This window comes from Polaribacter sp. SA4-10, assembly GCF_002163835.1.
Taxonomy (GTDB): Bacteria; Bacteroidota; Bacteroidia; order Flavobacteriales; family Flavobacteriaceae; genus Polaribacter.
The window spans coordinates 930,217-951,085 of sequence record NZ_CP019331.1 but is presented as its reverse complement, the minus strand read 5'-3'; the positions used below and the strand labels follow the sequence as shown (position 1 = coordinate 951,085).

At 29.4% G+C, this 20,869-nt stretch carries 16 protein-coding genes; 9 read left to right on the top strand and 7 right to left on the bottom strand.

Going from position 1 to position 20,869, the window contains the following annotated elements:
• Position 1 precedes the first annotated feature (1 nt).
• The 4 genes from BTO04_RS04345 to BTO04_RS04330 all read left to right on the top strand — a co-directional run bounded on the left by BTO04_RS04345 (position 2) and on the right by BTO04_RS04330 (position 6,959).
• Positions 2-949 (top strand): YihY/virulence factor BrkB family protein, encoded by a 948-nt coding sequence (locus BTO04_RS04345; RefSeq protein WP_087563331.1) that lies wholly within the window; start codon positions 2-4, stop codon positions 947-949.
• Between the two features lie 112 nt (positions 950-1,061).
• The gene (hisS, locus tag BTO04_RS04340) at positions 1,062-2,723 is read left to right on the top strand and encodes a histidine--tRNA ligase (protein ID WP_087563330.1); all 1,662 of its coding nucleotides are present in this window, start codon (positions 1,062-1,064) and stop codon (positions 2,721-2,723) included.
• 88 nt (positions 2,724-2,811) lie between these two features.
• Entirely contained in the window at positions 2,812-3,501 is a 690-nt protein-coding gene (gene folE / locus BTO04_RS04335; protein WP_087563329.1) for a GTP cyclohydrolase I FolE, read from the top strand.
• Between the two features lie 356 nt (positions 3,502-3,857).
• Positions 3,858-6,959, top strand: coding sequence for a T9SS type A sorting domain-containing protein (locus BTO04_RS04330; protein ID WP_087563328.1), 3,102 nt, complete (start codon positions 3,858-3,860; stop codon positions 6,957-6,959).
• Between the two features lie 420 nt (positions 6,960-7,379).
• Here the strand turns inward: BTO04_RS04330 and secA are convergent, their stop codons facing one another.
• The 4 genes from secA to BTO04_RS04310 form a co-directional block, all read right to left on the bottom strand.
• On the bottom strand, positions 7,380-10,721 hold the full coding sequence (gene secA / locus BTO04_RS04325; RefSeq protein ID WP_087565332.1) for a preprotein translocase subunit SecA: 3,342 nt from the start codon (positions 10,719-10,721) through the stop codon (positions 7,380-7,382).
• A gap of 151 nt (positions 10,722-10,872) precedes the next feature.
• A complete protein-coding gene (locus BTO04_RS04320; protein WP_077809574.1) occupies positions 10,873-11,094 on the bottom strand; it encodes a DUF2795 domain-containing protein in 222 nt (73 codons plus the stop codon).
• A 171-nt stretch (positions 11,095-11,265) separates the two neighbouring features.
• Complete coding sequence (locus tag BTO04_RS04315) at positions 11,266-11,838, bottom strand: cob(I)yrinic acid a,c-diamide adenosyltransferase (RefSeq protein WP_087563327.1); 573 nt, start codon at positions 11,836-11,838, stop codon at positions 11,266-11,268.
• Positions 11,839-11,939: 101 nt separating this feature from the next.
• Positions 11,940-12,716 (bottom strand): O-methyltransferase, encoded by a 777-nt coding sequence (locus BTO04_RS04310; protein WP_087563326.1) that lies wholly within the window; start codon positions 12,714-12,716, stop codon positions 11,940-11,942.
• Positions 12,717-12,804: 88 nt separating this feature from the next.
• On the opposite strand from BTO04_RS04310, the gene BTO04_RS04305 reads away from it, so the two are divergent.
• Genes BTO04_RS04305 through BTO04_RS04295 form a run of 3 tightly spaced genes read left to right on the top strand, consistent with a single transcriptional unit; the run spans position 12,805 to position 16,679 of the window.
• Complete coding sequence (locus BTO04_RS04305; RefSeq protein WP_087563325.1) at positions 12,805-13,617, top strand: polysaccharide biosynthesis/export family protein; 813 nt, start codon at positions 12,805-12,807, stop codon at positions 13,615-13,617.
• Between the two features lie 3 nt (positions 13,618-13,620).
• Positions 13,621-16,089: a tyrosine-protein kinase family protein gene (locus tag BTO04_RS04300; RefSeq protein WP_087563324.1), complete on the top strand. Its 2,469-nt coding sequence runs from the start codon at positions 13,621-13,623 to the stop codon at positions 16,087-16,089.
• Positions 16,089-16,679: a sugar transferase gene (locus BTO04_RS04295; RefSeq protein ID WP_087563323.1), complete on the top strand. Its 591-nt coding sequence runs from the start codon at positions 16,089-16,091 to the stop codon at positions 16,677-16,679. The genes BTO04_RS04300 and BTO04_RS04295 overlap by 1 nt, the downstream gene beginning before the upstream one ends.
• 35 nt (positions 16,680-16,714) lie before the next feature.
• On the opposite strand, the gene hutI is transcribed toward BTO04_RS04295, so the two are convergent.
• Positions 16,715-17,953 (bottom strand): imidazolonepropionase, encoded by a 1,239-nt coding sequence (gene hutI / locus BTO04_RS04290; RefSeq protein WP_087563322.1) that lies wholly within the window; start codon positions 17,951-17,953, stop codon positions 16,715-16,717.
• Between the two features lie 46 nt (positions 17,954-17,999).
• Here hutI and BTO04_RS04285 point away from each other — a divergent pair, with 46 nt between their 5' ends.
• Positions 18,000-18,509: a DinB family protein gene (locus BTO04_RS04285; RefSeq protein ID WP_087563321.1), complete on the top strand. Its 510-nt coding sequence runs from the start codon at positions 18,000-18,002 to the stop codon at positions 18,507-18,509.
• Between the two features lie 36 nt (positions 18,510-18,545).
• Here BTO04_RS04285 and BTO04_RS04280 read toward each other — a convergent pair whose 3' ends face one another.
• Complete coding sequence (locus tag BTO04_RS04280; protein ID WP_087563320.1) at positions 18,546-19,019, bottom strand: nucleoside deaminase; 474 nt, start codon at positions 19,017-19,019, stop codon at positions 18,546-18,548.
• A gap of 71 nt (positions 19,020-19,090) precedes the next feature.
• Entirely contained in the window at positions 19,091-20,488 is a 1,398-nt protein-coding gene (fumC, locus tag BTO04_RS04275; RefSeq protein ID WP_087563319.1) for a class II fumarate hydratase, read from the bottom strand.
• Between the two features lie 160 nt (positions 20,489-20,648).
• Between fumC and BTO04_RS15310 the strand changes: the two genes are divergently transcribed.
• Positions 20,649-20,822 carry a hypothetical protein gene (locus BTO04_RS15310; RefSeq protein WP_198342112.1) on the top strand — a complete coding sequence of 58 codons (174 nt, stop codon included), beginning with the start codon at positions 20,649-20,651 and terminating at the stop codon, positions 20,820-20,822.
• Positions 20,823-20,869: the final 47 nt, after the last annotated feature.

Here is a 20,869-nt window from a genome sequence, read left to right as displayed (position 1 = left end):
TATGACAAAACCAATAGAAGATAAACTAGAAAAAATACCAATTATTAATGTTTTGGTAAGATTTTTGAAGAAAATTAAAATTCCGGGTTTAGAGGGAATGTCTTTATATGACGTTCTAGAAATGTATGTTATTGGTATTGTTAGAGGCGCTTTAACAACAAGAGCAGGTGGGATTGCCTTTAGTTTTTTTATGGCTGTTTTTCCCTTTTTACTTTTCATTTTAACCCTAATTCCATATATCCCAATAGAAGGTTTTCAAGAGGGGTTATTTTCTTTTATAAAAGAAGTTTTACCACCACAAACCTTTGAAGCTGTTAATGTTGTGTTAGAAGATATTATTAATAATCAATACGGTGGATTGCTGTCTTTTGGTTTTTTAGTCTCCATTTTTTTAATGACAAACGGTGTAAATGCAATCTTTGGTAGTTTTGAATATTCGTACCATGTAAAAGAGTTTAGAAACGTTTTTAGAGCGTATTTTATTTCGCTTGGGGTTTCTTTATTAATGTCATTATTTTTAATAATTGCAGTCACTTTAATTATTTTATATCAAGTAGCATTATCTAAAATTGATGAAAAAGGGTGGTTTAATACAGACGATTTAAATTTATTTTTATTAGGACGTAGCTTTATCTTTTTAGTAATGATTTTTACAATTGTTTCTTTGCTTTTTAGATTTGGTACAAAACAAGGAAAAAATATTAAATTCTTTTCTGCAGGTGCCATTTTAACAACTGTAGTTTCATTATTTACCTTTTATTTATTCGGAATTTACGTTGTAAAATTTGCTCAATACAATCAATTATATGGTTCTATTGGTACGTTACTTATCTTAATGCTATTTGCTTGGTTAAATGCAATAATTCTATTATTGGGTTTTGAGTTGAATGCTTCTTTGTATAGTTTAAAACGCCAAAATAAAACCTTTAGAACAGCTAAAAAATTATAACTTTTTCACGATATTTGCGTGCGCAATTTCCAATTGCGAGTTTTAAATTTTAAGTTTTAAGTTTTTAGTGATGCAACTAAAAATTAAAAACTCATAACTCATAATTAAAAATATGAAACCAAGTATCCCAAAAGGAACAAGAGATTTTTCGCCAACAGAAGTAGCAAATCGTACCTATATTATGAACACGATTAAAACTGCCTTTGAAACTTTCGGATTTCAACCAATAGAAACGCCAAGTTTTGAAAATTCATCAACCTTAATGGGGAAATATGGTGAAGAAGGAGATCGACTTATTTTTAAGATTTTAGATTCTGGAGAATTTTTGAGAAGTTTTAATGATAATTTGCTAAAATCCATTAAAACGGCAGTTTTTAATTTAAGAGAAGAAATAAATAAAGAAAAAGACAAATTTGATGTAAATATTTTCGAAGAAAAATTTATTAGAGAATTTCCAAATGCATTAAGAGTTATTAAAGATATAAAATTTGATGAAAGTAGAATAGATTTAGTTAAATTAACAGAAGATATTTGGTTTAGAATTTCCGAAATAATTTTAAAAGTTCCACATTTAAATGATAAAATATCAGGAGAAGATAAAAATAAGTTGAATGAATTAACAAATATTGTCTTTGCAGATTTTTATTATCAATTAGGAAATAAATATGTGGGTAATTATGTAAGTGAAAAAGCATTGAGATATGACCTTACAGTTCCTTTTGCAAGATACGTTGTACAACATCAAAACGAAATCACATTTCCTTTTAAAAGATATCAAGTGCAGCCTGTTTGGAGAGCAGATAAGCCACAAAAAGGACGTTTTAGAGAGTTTTTTCAATGTGATGCAGATGTTGTTGGAAGTAAATCTTTATGGCAAGAAGTAGAGTTTGTTCAGTTATATGATGCTGTTTTTACCAAGTTAGGTTTGGAAGGAACAACAATCAAAATCAATAATAGAAAAATATTATCTGGAATTGCAGAAGTTATTGGTGCACAAGACAAATTAATCGATTTTACGGTTGCTTTAGATAAGTTAGATAAAATTGGTAAAGAAGGAGTTGTAAAAGAAATGATTTCTAAAGGAATTACTGAAGAAGCCATTGAAAAAGTTCAACCTTTATTCGATTTCTCTGGTTCAAACTTAGAGAAGTTAGCTTCTTTAGAAAGCATGTTATCAACCTCTGAAGAAGGAATAAGTGGCGTAGAAGAGTTGCGTTTTGTAATTAATGCTATTGAAGAATTAGGTTTAGAAACAGCAGCTTTAGTAGTAGATGTAACTTTAGCAAGAGGATTAAACTATTATACAGGTGCAATTTTTGAAGTTGCTGCTCCAGAAGGTGTAAAAATGGGTTCTATTGGTGGTGGTGGAAGATATGATGACTTAACAGGAATATTTGGTTTAAAAGATGTTTCTGGAGTTGGAATCTCTTTTGGATTAGACAGAATTTACTTAGTTCTTGAAGAGTTAGGTTTATTTAAAGCTGTTGACAGCCCAAAACCGAAAGTTATTTTCTTAAACTTTGATGCAACTACTGATGTTATTAAAATGAAAGCGATAAAAAGTTTGAGAGAAAATAACATAAAATCTGAATTTTATCCTGATTTAGGTGAAAGTAATAAGCAACAAAAACGACAATGGAAATATGTTTCTTCTAGAGAAATAAAATTTGTAGTTTCTGAAGTAGAAAACGATGTTTTTACGTTAAAAGACATGAACTCTGGCGAGCAAGCTAATTGTTCATTAATAGAATTAATAAATAAGTTAAAGTCATAATAAATTATAGTTTGATAAGTTTAATTTATTAATAAACTAAAATAATACGTTGCAAACACGTAAATTTGCACTTTAATTATTGAATGAAATGTTTGAATTGAGCAGCAAAATGAATGACGAAAGAAGTGAAGAAATAGGAGAGGACCACGTTGGTACATCAGCCAAAACTCCGTTAAGAGCAGATGCTTTTGATATTTCTGACGAAGAAAAAATTAATAGAATCCAAGAAAGTGTTAAAGATATTTTAACCACTTTAGGAATGGATTTAACAGATGATAGTTTACAAGGAACTCCTAAAAGAGTTGCTAAATCTTTTGTAAATGAGCTATTTATGGGGTTAAATCCTAAAAATATGCCAAAAGCATCTACGTTTGACAATAATTATAATTACGGTGAAATGTTGGTAGAGAAGAATATTGTTGTGTATTCTACTTGTGAACATCATTTATTACCAATTATTGGTAGAGCACATGTTGCTTATATTTCTGACGGAAAAGTAATTGGACTTTCTAAAATGAATAGAATCGTGGAATATTTTGCAAAAAGACCACAGGTTCAAGAACGTTTAACGATGCAGGTTGTACAAGCAATGCAAGAAGCTTTAGGAACGCAAGATGTTGCTTGTGTTATAGATGCAAAACATTTATGTGTTAATTCTAGAGGAATTAAAGACATAGAAAGTTCTACGGTTACTGCTGAGTTTGGTGGTAAGTTTAAAGAAAAAGATAGAAAACGTGAGTTTCTAGATTATCTAAAAATGGAAACTAATTTCGATTAGAGCATCTAGTTCTTTTCTTTTACAAAACAAAAAACTCCGTTTAAAATTAATTTTAAATGGAGTTTTTTGTTTTGTATGCTATAAAATGTTCTCTTCTTTTTAATTAAAATAATTATTCCCACAAGATTTCCACAACATTTCCATAACAACTCTACAGCATTTCATACTATTTATTCGATTTCGTTTTTTTTTTTAAAACTTAAAGCCCTTGCCTTTAATTGTTTTAATAGTTTTCTGTGCAATTTATGTTTTTGTATGGTTTTTATATGATTCATGCTTCTTTAATTAATATTAAAATTATCATTTTTCCAGTTAACAATCACAATCAACACGATTATTAACTAAACGATAAAAAAATGAAAAAAAGTATACTATTTTTAATTGCCTTATTATTTTTTGCAAATGGGCAATCACAGAATATTGCTCTTAAGGGAACAATAAAATCTTCTACTCAAAATAAATCTACAAGTATCTTAACAGCCCCAGTAGCAGATGCACCAACACCACCAGTGCGTGAGGTATTAGATGTGATTTCAATTTTTAGTGATACCTATAATAATATATCTGGTGCTAATTATAATCCAGATTGGCAACAAAGTGGTTTTAGTTCTGCAAGTTCAATATTCGAACCAACAAGTTCTGGAGATGTGGTGCTAGCATATCCAAACTTTAATTATCAAGGAATAGAATTTAATGAAGCTCAGGATATTACCTCCATGGAATTTTTGCATATGGATATTTGGACTGTTGATGGTGTAACACCTAGAATATTTGTTATAAGTTCAGGTACAGAAATTCCTCATGCAATTTCAAATGGAGATGGTGAATGGCAAAGTATTGACATTCCTATTGCAGGTATTACAGGAGATCTTACAAATGCTATTCAATTTAAGTTTGATGGAGGAAATGGTTCATCAAGTGCTATTTATGTAGATAATCTTTATTTTTATAAGAGTCCAACAGCTTCAGGAACAGATGCAACCTTAAAAGAATTAGAAGTAGATGGGTCTTCAATTACAGGCTTTACACCTAATAAAGGATCCTACTCCATAGAATTACCAGGAGGAACAGCAACAGTACCTCAAATTACATTGGCCTCCACTTCAGATACTTTAGCTTCTGCATCTATAACGCAAGCTACTTCAATACCTGGTGATGCTACTATTTTGGTAACTGCACAAGATGGTACAACTACTAAAAGCTATACAGTCTCTTTTTATATTGGTGCGCCAAATATAGATGCACCAACACCACCAGTGCGTAAGACTTTAGATGTGATTTCAATTTTTAGTGATACCTATAATAATATATCTGGTGCTAATTATAATCCAGATTGGCAACAAAGTGGTTTTGGTGCTGCAAGTTCAACATTCGAAGCTGTAGGTTCTGGAAATGTAGTATTAGCATATCCAAACTTTAATTATCAAGGAATAGAATTTAATTCTGCACAAGATATTACAGCTATGGAATTTTTACATTTAGATATTTGGACTATTAATGGTGTAATTCCAAAGATATCTGTTATAAGCTCAGGTGCAGAAATTCCTCATACAATTACAAATGGAGATGGTAAATGGCAAAGTATAGAAATTCCTGTTGCCGGCATAACAGGTGATACTACAAAAGCAATTCAATTAAAATTTATAGGAGGTAATGGTTCTTCAACTGCTATTTATATAGATAATCTATATTTTTATAAAAACCCAACAGCTTCAGGTGAAGATGCAACCTTAAGTACTTTAGAAGTCGATGGATCTTCAATTGCAGGTTTTACACCAAATTCTGAATCTTATTTAGTACCCTTAGCAGGAGGAACAACGATAGTACCACAAATTACATTGGCTTCAACAGCAGATGCTTTAGCTTCAGCGACGATAACGCAAGCTACTTCAATACCTGGTGATGCTACTGTTTTAGTAACTGCACAAGATGGTACAACAACTAAAACGTATAAAGTCTCTTTTTATATTGGTTCACCAAATGTAAACGCACCAACACCACCGGGACGCAAAGCCTTAGATGTAATTTCAATTTTTAGTGATACCTATAATAATATATCAAATGCAAATTATAATCCAGATTGGCAACAAAGTGGTTTTGGCGTTGCAAGTTCAACATTTGAACCTGCAGGTTCTGGAAATGTAGTATTAGCATATTCAAACTTTAGTTACCAAGGTATAGAACTTAAAGGAGCTCAAGATATTACTGCGATGGAGTTTTTACATTTAGATATTTGGACTGTTGATGGTGTAAAATCAACGATATCTGTTATCAGTTCGGGATCAGAAATTCCTCATACAATTGCAAACGGGGATGGTGCATGGCAAAGTATCGATATTCCGGTAAACGGAATTACAGGAGATATTACAAGAGCTATTCAGTTTAAGTTTACTGGTGGTAATGGTTCATCAAACGCTATTTATGTAGATAATCTTTATTTTTATAAAAGCCCAACAGCTGAAGGATCAGATGCAACTTTAAGTTCTTTAAAAGTCGATGGGACTTCAATTGCAGGTTTTACACCAAATTCTGAATCTTATTTAGTGTCATTGCCTGGAGGAACAACTATAGTACCTCAAATCACATTGGCTACAACTTCAGATACTTTAGCTTCTGCATCTATAACGCAAGCTACTTCAATACCTGGTGATGCCACTGTATTAGTAACCGCACAAGACGGTACAACGACTAAAACGTATTCGGTATCGTTTTATATAGGGGCACCTAATATAGATGCACCAGAACCACCAGTGCGCGAGGCGATAGATGTAATTTCAATATATAGTGATTCATATAACAATATTATAGGTGCTAGTTACACACCAGATTGGCAACAAAGTGGTTTTAGTTCTGCAAGTTCAATATTCGAACCTGCAAATACTGGAAATACCGTACTAGCGTATCCAAACTTCAATTATCAAGGAATTGAATTTAATGGAGTTCTAGATCTTACTTCTATGGAATTTTTACATTTAGATATTTGGACTGTTAATGGTGTAGTCCCTAATATAACAGTCTTAAGTTCGGGTACCGAAATTCCACATGCGATTACAAATGGAGATGGAGCGTGGCAAGGTATAGATATTGCTGTTGCAGGTATAACAGAAGATATTACAAAAGCGATTCATTTGAAGTTTACTGGTGGTAATGGTTTTTCAACGGCTATTTATGTAGATAATATATACTTCTGGAAACAACCATCACTTGGCACTAATGATTTTGAAATTTCAAACTTTAAAGCATTTCCGAATCCTTCTAAAAATAGTTGGACAATTAAAACGGATAATTTAAAGATATCAGCTATTAAAGTGTTTGATATACAAGGTAAAAAAGTGATGTCATTATCACCAAATACAAGTGAAACAGTAATTGACGGTTCTAGTCTAAAAGCGGGATTGTATTTTGCTCAAATAAAAACAGTATCAGGTGTTAAGAGTATAAAGCTGATTAAAAAGTAGGTTATGTACTCAAGTTTTTTAAACTTATAAATAGTTCTACTATAACAAATTTAATATTTACTTTTGAGCTGTTAGGTGCTATTAAAACAGGAGTTATTGCTTATTTATGGAAATAATCTCCTTTTGGAGAGGTTCAAATGGATAATGTTGGAGGAAAAAAATCACTAAAATACTTAGTGGTTTAAAATTTATGGAATTCAATAATAATGCTGAAAAGATAAATATAGAAGAATTATCAAGCTGATTGTATTTTATAAAATTTTCTTCTCATAAAGGAAAAATTACAACCAAGTTTATAAAAGAATAATTCTATAAATAAAATGTAAAAAACCGTTTAGAAATTTTCTAAACGGTTTTATTATTTATAGATAGTTTGCCTGAATTTCTATTTTAAGAAATTTGTATCGATAACCTTTAGGACTAATTATTTTTCACCAAAACAAATTCTCCTTTTTCAATTAAAGGAATCGCTTGTTTAAACTTCACTTCTTTTTCTTCACCACTCATTACATTTTTAATTGTAACACGTTCATTTCTACCAATTTTTGGTTGATCGCGCACAATTGTTTCAACAGGTTCTTGTTGTTGTCTAGAGCTTTTAATTGCTTGTTCTGTAGAGTTTTGAACATCTGCTTTACTCGCATTCAAGCTTTCTCTTTTTTGTTGACGAGCTTCAGAAATTTGAGAGCTATCTTGTGTTGGTAATTCTCCTTTAAATAAGAAGGATAATACTTCTTTATTTATTTCATCAACCGTAATTTTAAATAATTCAAAAGCTTCAAACTTGTAAATTAACAAAGGATCTTTTTGTTCATAAGAAGCATTTTGTACAGAATGTTTTAACTCATCCATTTTACGTAAATGGTCTTTCCAGTTTTCATCAATAATTGCTAGCGTGATGTTTTTTTCAAAATCTGTAACTAAACTTTTCCCGTTACTTTCATAAGCCTCTTTTAAGTTGGTAACAACTTGTAAAGATTTAACTCCGTCTGTAAAAGGAACAATAATTCTTTCATATCTATCACCTTCATTTTCAAAAACATCTTTAATTACTGGAAATGCTAAAACTGCATTTCTTTCAATCTTGTTTTTGTAATGTTCAGAAACAATATCGTATAATTTATCTGTTAATTCTTTTTCTGATAATTTCTCAAATTCATCCTCAGAAAATGGAGAACTTGTAGAAGAAAAACGAATTAATTCGAATTCAAAATTCTGAAAATCTTTTGCAGCTTTGCTACTGTTGATGATAGATTCACAAGTGTCATAAATCATATTTGCAATATCAACTTGCAAACGTTTACCATCTAAAGCATTACGTCTTCTTTTATAAACAAACTCACGTTGAGAGTTCATAATATCATCATATTCTAATAGACGCTTTCTAATACCAAAGTTATTTTCTTCAACTTTCTTTTGCGCTCTTTCAATAGACTTGGTAATCATAGAATGCTGAATTACTTCACCATCTTTTAACCCCATTCTATCCATCATTTTAGCAATTCTATCAGAACCAAATAAACGCATTAAATTGTCATCTAATGCTACATAAAATTGAGTTGAACCAACATCACCCTGTCTACCAGCTCTACCACGTAACTGTCTGTCTACACGTCTAGAATCATGACGTTCTGTACCCACAATTGCTAAACCACCAGCTTTTTTTACTTCGTCTGTTAATTTAATATCTGTTCCACGACCCGCCATGTTTGTTGCAATTGTTACAACACCAGGTTTACCAGCTTCTGCAACAACATCTGCTTCACGTTTGTGTAGTTTTGCATTTAAAATATTATGAGGAATTTTACGCATTTGTAACATTCTTCCTAATAATTCTGAGATTTCTACAGAAGTTGTACCTACTAAAACAGGACGATTTTCTGCAACTAATATTACAATATCATCAATAACTGCATTGTATTTTTCACGTGCAGTTTTATAAACTAAATCTTGCTTATCATCTCTTTGAATTGGTTTGTTTGTAGGAATTTCTACAACATCTAATTTATAGATTTCCCATAATTCACCAGCTTCTGTAACCGCAGTTCCTGTCATTCCAGAAAGTTTACGATACATTCTAAAGTAATTTTGTAATGTTACCGTTGCAAAAGTTTGAGTAGCATCTTCAATTTTTACATCTTCTTTTGCTTCAATTGCTTGGTGTAAACCATCTGAATAACGACGACCGTCCATAATACGACCCGTTTGTTCATCTACAATCATTACTTTATTCTCCATCACTACATATTCAACATCTTTTTCAAAAACAGTATATGCTTTTAAAAGTTGATTCATTGTATGAATACGTTCACTTTTTATGCTAAAATCTTTGTATAAGTCTTCTTTTAGAGCTGTTTTTTCTTCTGCAGTAGTTTCTGCATTCTCAATTTCACCAACTTTTACACCAATATCTGGTAAAACAAAGAAGTTCTCGTTTTCTGTTTTTTCTGATAATAACGCAATTCCTTTATCTGTTAAATCTATTTGATTGTTTTTTTCTTCAATAACAAACCATAAATCTTCATCTATTTCTGGCATTAGTTTGTTATTATCTTGCATGTAAAAGTTTTCTGTCTTTTGAAGAATTTGTTTAATTCCTTCTTGAGATAAAAACTTAATTAATGCTTTATTTTTTGGTAAACCTCTGTAAACTCTTAATAATAAGAAGCCACCATCTTTGGTGTTTTCATCTGCAATTAATTTTTTGGCTTCAGCTAAAACACTAACTAAATGCTTGCTTTGTAAAGAAACTAAGTCAGAAACTAAAGGTTTTAGTTCGTTAAATTCATGTCTGTCTCCTTGAGGAACAGGGCCAGAAATAATTAAAGGTGTTCTTGCATCATCAATTAAAACTGAATCTACCTCATCTATAATTGCATAATTTGGTGGTCTTTGCACTAAATCATCTTTAGAACTTGCCATATTATCACGCAAATAATCAAAACCAAATTCATTATTTGTTCCGTATGTTATATCTGCATTATATGCTTTTCTTCTTTCGTCAGAATTTGGTTGATGATAATCGATACAGTCTGTTGTAAAACCATGAAACTCAAAAATTGGTCCCATCCACGCTTTATCACGTTTTGCTAAATAATCATTTACAGTTACTAAATGAACTCCATTTCCTGTTAAAGCATTCAAATAAACAGGTAAAGTAGAAACCAACGTTTTTCCTTCACCAGTCATCATTTCTGCAATTTTTCCTTGATGTAAAACAGAACCACCAATTAATTGAACATCATAATGAACCATATCCCAAGTAACAGGTTTTCCTGATGCATCCCAAGAGTTTTGCCAAATTGCTTTATCGTCTTCTAAAATTACGTTCTCTCTAATTCCAGATAATTCTCTATCGTAAGTAGAAGCGGTAACTTCTATTTCTTTATTTTCAACAAAACGTTTTGCCGTTTCTTTAACCACACCAAAAGCTTCTGGCATAATTTCACTTAAGGTTTCTTCAGATACTTTGTATGCTTCATCTTTTAAAGAATCTATTTCTGTGTAAATATCTTCTTGTCTATCTATGTTAGCTGTTTTTGCCTCTTCTTCTAAAGCTATAATTTTATCATTAAATTCTTTAGTAGCTTCTTTTATTTTGTTTTTAAATTCTTGCGTTTTTGCACGTAATTCATCGTGCGATAACTTAGCAAGTGCTGCTTCAAATTTCTTTACATCCTCAACAATTGGTTGTAAAATTTTTAAATCTTTCTGCTGTTTATCACCTACAAAAAGTTTAATTACTGAATTTAAGATACTCATAGATTTATATTTTTTTTCAGTTTTAAAAATAACTGTATTATTCAACTGTAAATCAGTCTTTTAAAAAAGATTGATATTTCTTATTTAATGAATAGAAAAAAAACAAAAAAAAAGCCTCTTTAGAGACTTTTTATATTTTTAATATTACTTTTTAGTATTCATCTTCGTTCCAAAGATAATCATCTTCAGTCGGGTAATCAGGCCAAATTTCAATAATAGAGTCATATGCGTCTCCTTCATCTTCAATATCTTGTAGGTTTTCTACTACTTCTAAAGGAGATCCAGTTCTAATAGCATAATCTATTAACTCGTCTTTGGTTGCTGGCCAAGGTGCATCTGCTAAATAAGATGCTAATTCTAATGTCCAATACATTTCTTAATTGTTTAATTTTGTGCAAAAATAATTTTTTTGCTGAATTATGCAAGTCTTTTTTAAGAAATTTATTGTAAAGTATTTTTATTATTTTATAACATATTAAATATCAGTGATTTAAATTGAAAATAAAATTTAAAAATTCTTCAAATCGATAAAAAAAAGAACGTATTAATTTTTAGTAGGAATCCACTTGATTTCTTCTATTGATAAGTCTTTAGACAATTTTCGTGCCAACACAAAAAGGTAGTCAGAAAGTCTGTTTAAGTATTTTAAGATATCATTATTTATAGTTTCTAGATCATTTAATTCTACAGATAAGCGTTCTGCACGTCTGCAAACACATCTTGTAATGTGACAAAATGACACTGCTTGATGACCTCCTGGAAGTATAAAGTGAGTCATTTGTGGAAGTTCTTGCTCCATGTTATCAATTTCATTTTCTAAAAAAAGAATAGAACTTTCATTAATTTTAGGAATATTTAAACGCTCTTTTCCACTTTTTAGAGTTTCTTTATCAGGAGGTGTTGCTAACATTGCACCTAAAGTGAATAATTCATTTTGAATTTTCAACAAAGATTCTTTAATAATTGGACTTATCTCCTGATCTTTAATTAAACCGATGTAAGAATTTAACTCATCTACAGTTCCATAACTTTCTATGCGTAAATTGTATTTAGGAACTCTTGTGCCTCCAAATAAAGCGGTTGTACCTTCATCTCCAGTTTTTGTATATATTTTCATTTTTTTCTTATTGTAAAGAAACAAAGTTACAAAGTTTCAAAGTTGTAGCGTTTACCTTTTATATCATTTAACATTTAAATAATAAACACTTACACCTTTTATCAAACTCTTATTTTAAAATGTTCTTTTGCTTGTTCTTTTCTGAAGAAAACAATTCCCCAATGAAAAATATCTATAGTTACAGTAACTTTTGGATGTGCTTTAATTTCTTTCCAAGCTTCTTTCATTTCTGAGTTCCAATAAATATCATCAAAAATCCAAATAGCATCATTATTTATTGTTTCTAAACAACTATTAAAGTATTCTAATGTTGATTTTTTATTGTGATTTCCATCAAAATAAATAAAGTCAAACTGTTCATTTTTTACAGATTGTGGTACTGTGTTTTTAAATTCTCCAGATATTACTTGAATATTTTTAAAATTGTTTTTTTTAAATAAATTTTGTGCAACGTTACTTGTTTCTGGACAACCTTCTAATGTTACTATTTTGCAATTAGGATTACCTAATTTTATAGCAGAAGTAGATAAACCCAAAGAAGTACCAATTTCTAAAGCATTTTTAGGTTGAAAATAGTCAACTAATCGAATTAATAATTTTGCTTTTTTATTTGATATTCCAGCAACTTTAGCAATTTTTGATATCTGGCGCTCATCATTTTTAAAAATTTTAGAACCAGAACCAAAATCAGTGACTTTAACAGTTTCTTTATTATCTAATAATTGTTGCTTTATTTCCTTAAATTTCCCCCATAAACTGCTAGTTGTTTTTTTGTATAAACATTTAGTTATCAGTTTGTAAGAAAATGGAGAATGGACTCCATGCTGATTTGTAGATTTAAGTAAAAAGGTAAGGTACTCTATTGTTATATTTAGCATTTGAAAAAAATGAAAAACGAAATTAAAATAAAATTATAGCATTACGTTGATAAAAAGTATATTTGTGTCTATTCTTGATTATTTTATAATGAAATACTACTATTTATTATTTTTAGTTTCCTTTTTTTTAGGTTCTTGTGTTCCAAGTAAGGATTTAATTTATCTTCAGGGAAATCCAGTTCAAAAAACTGAAATTCAACGTATAAACAATATACCCTATAAGTTACAGGTTGATGATATGATTAATATCGCTATAAAATCTAACGATGATGATTTGGTAAAAATATTTAAGAAAGTAGAAAGTGTAGGTACTGGTGGGAGTAATAGTGGATCAGGAAATTCTGGACAAAGTTTTAATGGAGGTGGAAGTTATTTTTTAGATTATAGTATAGATAGTTATGGAAATATTAGAATACCTAATTTAGGTGAGATTAATGTTCTTGGTTATACAACAGTTGAGGTTAGAAAAAAAATTGAAAAAGAACTAAGAAAATATATAAAAAAACAAGAAGATATTTTTGTATCTGTTAAGTTATCAGGAATTAGATATACAATAATAGGTGAAATAAATAATCCAGGACCAAGAATAATTTATCAAAATAGAGTATCTATTATAGAGGCAATTGCTAATTCAGGTGATATTACAATTGTAGGAAATAGAAAAAAAGTTGAAGTTATAAGAAATTCTATAACAGGGACAGAAAAGTTTGTAATTGATTTAACAGATATAAATGCATTCAACTCAAATGTATTTTATATAAAACCTAACGATTATATAAATGTTATTCCTCTAAAACAAAAGGCATGGGGTACAGGAACTACTGGCTTACAAACGCTAACAACAATAGTTTCTATTTTTACTTTGATAACCTCAACTTTTATCTTAGCAAGAAACTTCTAAATTATGGATATAAAAAATAAACTTAATAGCAGTAAAATTCAAGATAATGTTGATGTTAAGTGGTATGTTTTTAAAGTTTTATCATACTGGAAACTTTTTTTTGTAACTATTATTCTTGGGCTAATTGTTGCAAAATTCATGAATGGTTATAAACCTAAGGTTTATAGTTTAAATACAACACTATCTGTAAAAGAAGAGAATAATCCTTTATTTTCAACGGGTACAAATATTGCTTTTAATTGGGGAGGTTCTAGTGATGAAGTTGAAACAATTAAAGTCATTCTAACATCTAGATCTCATAACGAAAAAGTTGTAAAAAAATTAAACTTTTTTATAGATTATCTTAAAGAAGGGAGATATAGGTTAGAAGACGTTTATGGTTATACACCATTTGTAATTAATCTAAAAACTGATAAATCTCAATTATATGGAAAGCTTATAGAATTTGAAATTACAGGAGAAAATACATTTAAATTATCATTTGATTTTAATGGGTTAAACGCAAATACATTAATAAATTATGATAATAATTCTACAAGTTTATATACTTCATCAACAGCAGTTTTTTCAAAAGAATTTAAAGTTAATGAAGAAATTAATACGCCTTTTTTAAACTTTTCAGTTGATAAAGTTGGTGATTTTATAATTGGAGAAAAGTACTTAATTAAATTTGGTAGTTTTGATGGAACTGTAGGAAGAAACAGATCTATAAGTGTTGCAAGTATTACAAATGCAGCATCAATGCTTAGATTAACGAAACAGGGTACAAATAAAAATAGGATTGTAGATTATTTAAATGCTACTGTCCAAATACTTGATGAAGTTAAGCAAGAGCAAAAAATATTATACGCTAAAAAAACAAAAGAATATATAGATAAGTTGTTCGCAAGAGAACAAGATAGTTTAAATAGTATAGAGAAAGAATTAGGAATTTATAAACAAGAAAATAATATTTTTGATTTATCTACAGAAGGAAATGCTATTTATGATGAGACTATAGGTTTAGAAAAAGAAAAAAAAGAGATTTTAAGTTTTAATGATTATTTAAATAATTTAAGAAATTATATTTTAACTCATAATGAGTTTATAGAGAATAACATACCTATTCCTGCTTTGGTTATTGTTCAAGATGTTAAAATAGCTGAAGAAATTACTGTTCTAATCCAAAAATCTACACTTAGAGAAAGGTTAAGAAATATAATAACTGACAATCATCCAGATATAATAAGATTAAGTAATGAAATAAATCTAGCAAAAAATTCTTTACTTGAAAATATATCAACATTAAAGGTTGTAAATAAAAATAGATTAAATAAGCTGAGTTCGAGATTGTCTACCTATAAAAGTAAGCTTAAAAAACTTCCAAAAAGAGAACAAGGTTTATTAAAGTATCAAAGAAATTATGAGATTTCTGAAACGAACTATAGTTATTTAAAACAGAAAAGTTATGAAGCGGGTACTGCTATAGCAGCAAATGTTTCTGATGTTAAAATAATTGATACAGCTAAAGATTTAGGGAATAAGCCAATTTATCCTAAACCCAATTTTAATTATTTATTGGGATTAATGCTAGGTGTTATTTTTCCGCTATTTTATATAATTATAAGAGAAGTTTTAGATAATAAAATACATACCGCAGAAGAGATTCAAAATAATTATGCAATTCCTGTATTGGGTGTTGTTGGTAGAAATCTATCTAAAAATAATTTAGCAGTTTTTGAAAGACCAAAATCTTCTGTAGCAGAATCCTTTAGAGCAATAAGGTCTAATATTCAATTTTTATTTAAAAATGCTCAGGAAGAAGGGTCCAAAACATTAATATTAACATCTTCTGTAAGTGGTGAAGGAAAAACCATGATTTCTATAAATATGGCAACTGTTTTTGCCTTAAGTGGAAAGAAGACGGTTTTAGTTGGGTTAGATTTAAGAAAGCCAAAAATTTATGCCGATTTTGATTTAACTAATGATGTTGGAGTTGTTAATTACTTAATTAATCAAAAAACATTAGAAGAAATTATTATACCAACTAAGGTTCCTAACTTAGACTTAATCCTTTCTGGTCCAATACCACCAAATCCATCAGAACTATTATTAAATAAGAATGCTGATAATATGATTAAGCAGCTTCAAAAAGACTACGATTATGTAATTATTGATACACCTCCTGTTGGGTTAGTATCTGACGCTTTAGAGTTGTTTAAGTACTCTGATGCAATTGTATATGTTATTCGTCAGAATTATTCTGAAAAAGGAATGATGAAAATGATTGATGATAAATATAGAAATAAAGAAGTTACTAATATAAGTTATGTATTAAATGACTTTTCTATTAAAAATAAATACGGCTATGGTTATGGCTATGGATACGGCTATGGTTACGGCTATGGAAAATATAGTTATGGGTATCATGAAAGTGAAGAGTCTCAGAGCATATTTACTAAGTTTATAAACTTTTTTAAGCTAAAAAAATAATGCTTTCTCATAAGCAAAAACTAATTAAGAGATTCAGCGATTTTTTTTTATCACTTATTGGGATTGTATTTTTTATAATTCCAATTTTTATTTTGTTTATTATTTCTACAATTATTAATAAAGAACTTGGAGTTTTCTTTCAAAAAAGAGTAGGGCAGAACGGAAAACTATTTACCATTTACAAGATTAAGTCAATGAAGTCTGGTGAAGAGCCTTTAATTACTTCTTTTGGCGCATTTATAAGAAAAACAAAATTAGACGAACTTCCACAAATTTTTAATGTACTTTTTGGTCAGATGAGTATTGTTGGTCCAAGACCTGATGTTTTAGGTTATGCAGATAAATTAAAAGGAAGTAACAAAATAATTCTTTCTGTTAAGCCTGGTTTAACCTCAATGGCTACTTTAAAATTTGTAAATGAAGAAGAATTACTAAAGAAGCAAAAAAAACCAATAGTCTACAATAATGAGGTTTTATGGCCTCAAAAAGTACAATTAAATATAGATTATGTTAAAAATTGGAGCTTAATGAATGATTTTAAAATTATTTTTAAAACGATTTTACTTATTTTTAGGATTAATAAAATCTGAGGTTGAGTACTATAAAAATTAAAATAACAAAAAATTTAGTCAATAGTTTTTCCGTTTATAAAAACACGTTCTATTAAATTAGTTCCAAAACTATAAGGTATAAAACCATAGCTAGGAATTTCTTTCGTTATTATAAAATTTGCTAATTTTCCTTTACAAATACTACCAACATTGTTTTCTAAGTTCATTGCAAAAGCGCCGTTTATTGTTGCTGCGTTTATTGCTTCTTCGGGCGTCATTTTCATTTTTATACAAGCAGTAGATACTACAAAATTCATATTTCCAGATGGCGTAGAACCAGGGTTGTAATCTGTAGCTAAAGCTAAAGGTAAACCATTATCAATAATTTTTCTTGCAGGCGTATAAGGAATGCTTAAAAAATAAGAGCAAGAAGGTAAAGCAACCGGAATTGTACTAGAATTTTTTAAAATCTCTAAATCTTTATCTGATAATACTTCTAAATGATCAACTGATAAAGCATTGTGTTTTACACTAATTTCAATTCCGTCTATCGAATTAAATTGATTTACATGTACTTTTGGAATGAATCCATATTTTTTTGCTGCTGATAAAATGCGATCAGTATCTTCAACAGAGAAATAACCAACTTCACAAAAAATATCTATAAAATCAGCTAGATTTTCTTTTGCAATTTGTGGTAACATTTTATCAATAATTAAATTGATATAACCTTCTTTATTACTCTTATATTCTTGAGGAATTGCATGAGCACCCAAAAATGTAGCTTTGATTGGAATGCTATAATTCTCTTTCAGTTTTTTTATAACTCGCAGCATTTTTAGTTCTGCTTCTAACGTTAACCCATATCCAGATTTTATTTCAATTGCACCAGTTCCTAAAGCAATAACTTCTTCAAGTCTTTTAGCAGATTGCTTGTATAATTTTTTCTCAGAAGTTTCTTGTAATTTCTTTGCAGAGTTTAAAATACCACCACCGTTTTTAGCGATTTCTTCATAAGATAATCCGTTAATTCTATCAACAAATTCTTGTTCTCTATTTCCTGCATAAACAATATGTGTATGACTGTCACACCAAGTTGGTAAAATCATTTTATCAGTTACATCAATTGTTTCATCAACAGAAGTTTTTGGTAAATTATCCATAGAACCAAAATCAGAAATTATAGTATCTTTAATTAATAAAAAAGCATTTTTAATAGTTGGTAGCATGCTCATTTCTGTTCCAGCTACTTTTTTTACAGAAATATCTCTAACTTGAATTAATTCTTTTATATTGATGAATAACTTGGTCATAAAAAATGATTAAATTTGGTTCACAAATTTACAATAAAACTGCAACATGATTACAACAAATGAATATGCATCCTATTATGCACCTTATATTAAAACATTGTTAGAAAATGATAAATCAATTATAGAAAACTTAGTTGACGTTCAAGAGAAATTCATGTCAATTTTAGAGAATTTACCTAAAGAAAAACAAGCATATGCGTATGCTGAAGGAAAATGGACAATTAAAGAATTAATACAGCATTTAATTGATACAGAACGTGTTTTTAGCTATAGAGCAATGTGTTTTGCTAGAAATGATAAAACAGCGCTACCGGGTTTTGATCATGATTTATTTACTGATAATTGTAACGCTAATAAAAGAAATTATAAAGATTTATTAGATGAAATGATCGTGGTTAGAAAAAGTACAATTCAACTATTTAAAAGTTTCTCAGATGAAGATTTGTTAAGAATAGGAGTAGGTTCTGGAAAAAACATGTCTGTAAGAGCAGTTGGAATTATTATTTCTGGACATCAAAATCATCATTTAGATATAATTAAAGAACACTATTTATAAAACAAAAAAATCCGAAGTTTAAACTTCGGATTTTTTTTAGTATGCTGTTTTATCTTCTTTTTCAGACCATTTCTGAAAAGGTTCTAAAGCAATTTCTCTTCCAACTTGTTGAAAAGGAATACTTCTTTTTTCATATGGTAATGGAATTTCTTTATAGATAAATTCATCATCAAAACCAATATTTGCAGCATCAATTTGATTACTTCCATAAAACACCTTATCTGGTCTAGCCCAATAAATGGCACCTAAACACATAGGGCAAGGTTCACAAGAAGTGTAAATAATACAACCATCTAATTGAAAAGAACCAATATTTTTACAAGCATCTCTAATTGCAGTAACTTCTGCATGCGCAGTTGGATCATTCGTTGAAGTAACTTTGTTATTTCCGATACCAATAACTTTTCCCGCTTTTACAACAACACACCCAAAGGGGCCTCCTTCATTATTATTCATTCCTTTTAAAGCAGCTTTTACTGCTTCACTCATAAAATCTTCGTGATTTGTCATTTTTTATTAATTTTTTTAGATAAAAAAGCTGCAAAATAAATTGCAGCTTTTAAAATTTAGTTGGAATTTTTTTATTTCAAACCTCCAGTCATTTCTTCAGGTTTTACCCATTCGTCATATTGTTCTGGTGTTACATACCCCAAACGAACTGCTTCTTCTTTTAAGGTTGTTCCGTTTTCATGCGCTGTATTTGCTATTTCTGCAGCTTTGTAATATCCAATTTTTGTATTTAAAGCAGTTACTAGCATTAAAGAATTATTTACCAATTCTGTAATTCTTGTATGATTTGGTTCAATCCCTGCAGCACAATTTACATCAAAAGAAATACATGCATCTCCAATTAATTGAGCAGAATGTAAAACGTTTGCAGCCATCATTGGTTTAAAAACATTTAATTCATAATGTCCTTGCATTCCACCCACGGTCACTGCAACATCATTTCCCATTACTTGTGCACAAACCATTGTAATTGCTTCTGCTTGCGTAGGATTTACTTTTCCAGGCATAATAGAACTTCCTGGTTCGTTTGCTGGAATAATAATTTCTCCAATTCCAGAACGAGGACCAGAAGCCAACATTCTAATATCGTTTGCAATTTTGTTTAAAGAAACTGCAACTTGTTTTAATGCTCCATGCGTTTCTACTAAAGCATCATGTGCAGCTAAAGCTTCAAATTTATTTTCTGCTGTAATAAATGGCATTTCAGTAAATTGAGCAATATATTTTGCTACTAAAACATCATAACCAGCGGGTGTATTTAATCCTGTTCCTACTGCTGTTCCTCCTAAAGCTAATTGAGACAAATGTTCTAAAGTGTTTCTTAACGCTTTTAAACCGAAGTTTAATTGCGCTACATAACCAGAAAATTCCTGACCTAAAGTTAATGGAGTTGCATCCATTAAATGGGTTCTTCCAATTTTTACAACATCTTTAAAAGCGTCAACTTTTGTTTGTAAAGTATCTCTTAATTGTTCTATACCTGGAATTGTAGTTTCTATAATTTTCTTATAAATAGCAATATGCATTCCTGTTGGAAATGTATCGTTAGATGATTGAGATTTGTTGACATCATCATTTGGTTGAATGGTTTTTTCTCCTTCACCAATTATTTTACCAGCAATTTCATGAGCTCTGTTTGCAATAACTTCATTCACATTCATGTTAGATTGTGTACCAGAACCTGTTTGCCAAATTACCAAAGGAAATTGATCATCTAATTTTCCTTCTAAAATTTCATTACAAACTTGCGCAATTAAATCACGTTTTTCATTTGTTAAAACACCTAATTCTGCATTTGTAAATGCAGCTGCTTTTTTTAGATACGCAAAACCATAGACTATTTCTAATGGCATTGAAGCGGATGCACCAATTTTAAAATTGTTTCTTGAACGTTCTGTTTGAGCACCCCAATATTTATCAGCAGGAACATTTACTTGTCCCATAGTGTCTTTTTCTATTCTGTATTTCATGATTTAAATGTAAATTTATGATGCGGCAAAATTACAAAAAACTATGATCACAGATAGTTGATAATTATCATTTTTAAAGAACAAAAAAAAATATTTTTTTGATGCCTATTTTTTGAAAATATATCTTATTTTTGCAGTAATAAATTTTCAAAAAAAGCAAATGTTAGATTTTTCACAATTTTCAGGATTAGTTTTATTCATGTTTATTTTTACAACAGGTTTTTGGTTGTTAATATTCTTATTAACGTTTGTTGTTCCTTATTGGATTGGTGGAACTATTTGGGAAAATATGAAATTAAAAAAAGAAGCAAAAAGAGCTGCGGAAGGTAAGTAAGCTTTTAATTATATTTATATAAAAAAACTCGTTCAAGAAATTGAACG

Excerpts from the sequence above, each read along its gene's own strand:
- BTO04_RS04345 (WP_087563331.1), top strand. The coding sequence starts at position 2 with ATGACAAAACCAATAGAAGATAAACTAGAAAAAATACCAATTATTAAT.
- hisS (WP_087563330.1), top strand. The coding sequence starts at position 1,062 with ATGAAACCAAGTATCCCAAAAGGAACAAGAGATTTTTCGCCAACAGAA.
- folE (WP_087563329.1), top strand. The coding sequence starts at position 2,812 with ATGTTTGAATTGAGCAGCAAAATGAATGACGAAAGAAGTGAAGAAATA.
- BTO04_RS04330 (WP_087563328.1), top strand. The coding sequence starts at position 3,858 with ATGAAAAAAAGTATACTATTTTTAATTGCCTTATTATTTTTTGCAAAT.
- secA (WP_087565332.1), bottom strand. The coding sequence starts at position 10,721 with ATGAGTATCTTAAATTCAGTAATTAAACTTTTTGTAGGTGATAAACAG.
- BTO04_RS04320 (WP_077809574.1), bottom strand. The coding sequence starts at position 11,094 with ATGTATTGGACATTAGAATTAGCATCTTATTTAGCAGATGCACCTTGG.
- BTO04_RS04315 (WP_087563327.1), bottom strand. The coding sequence starts at position 11,838 with ATGAAAATATATACAAAAACTGGAGATGAAGGTACAACCGCTTTATTT.
- BTO04_RS04310 (WP_087563326.1), bottom strand. The coding sequence starts at position 12,716 with ATGCTAAATATAACAATAGAGTACCTTACCTTTTTACTTAAATCTACA.
- BTO04_RS04305 (WP_087563325.1), top strand. The coding sequence starts at position 12,805 with ATGAAATACTACTATTTATTATTTTTAGTTTCCTTTTTTTTAGGTTCT.
- BTO04_RS04300 (WP_087563324.1), top strand. The coding sequence starts at position 13,621 with ATGGATATAAAAAATAAACTTAATAGCAGTAAAATTCAAGATAATGTT.
- BTO04_RS04295 (WP_087563323.1), top strand. The coding sequence starts at position 16,089 with ATGCTTTCTCATAAGCAAAAACTAATTAAGAGATTCAGCGATTTTTTT.
- hutI (WP_087563322.1), bottom strand. The coding sequence starts at position 17,953 with ATGACCAAGTTATTCATCAATATAAAAGAATTAATTCAAGTTAGAGAT.
- BTO04_RS04285 (WP_087563321.1), top strand. The coding sequence starts at position 18,000 with ATGATTACAACAAATGAATATGCATCCTATTATGCACCTTATATTAAA.
- BTO04_RS04280 (WP_087563320.1), bottom strand. The coding sequence starts at position 19,019 with ATGACAAATCACGAAGATTTTATGAGTGAAGCAGTAAAAGCTGCTTTA.
- fumC (WP_087563319.1), bottom strand. The coding sequence starts at position 20,488 with ATGAAATACAGAATAGAAAAAGACACTATGGGACAAGTAAATGTTCCT.
- BTO04_RS15310 (WP_198342112.1), top strand. The coding sequence starts at position 20,649 with ATGTTAGATTTTTCACAATTTTCAGGATTAGTTTTATTCATGTTTATT.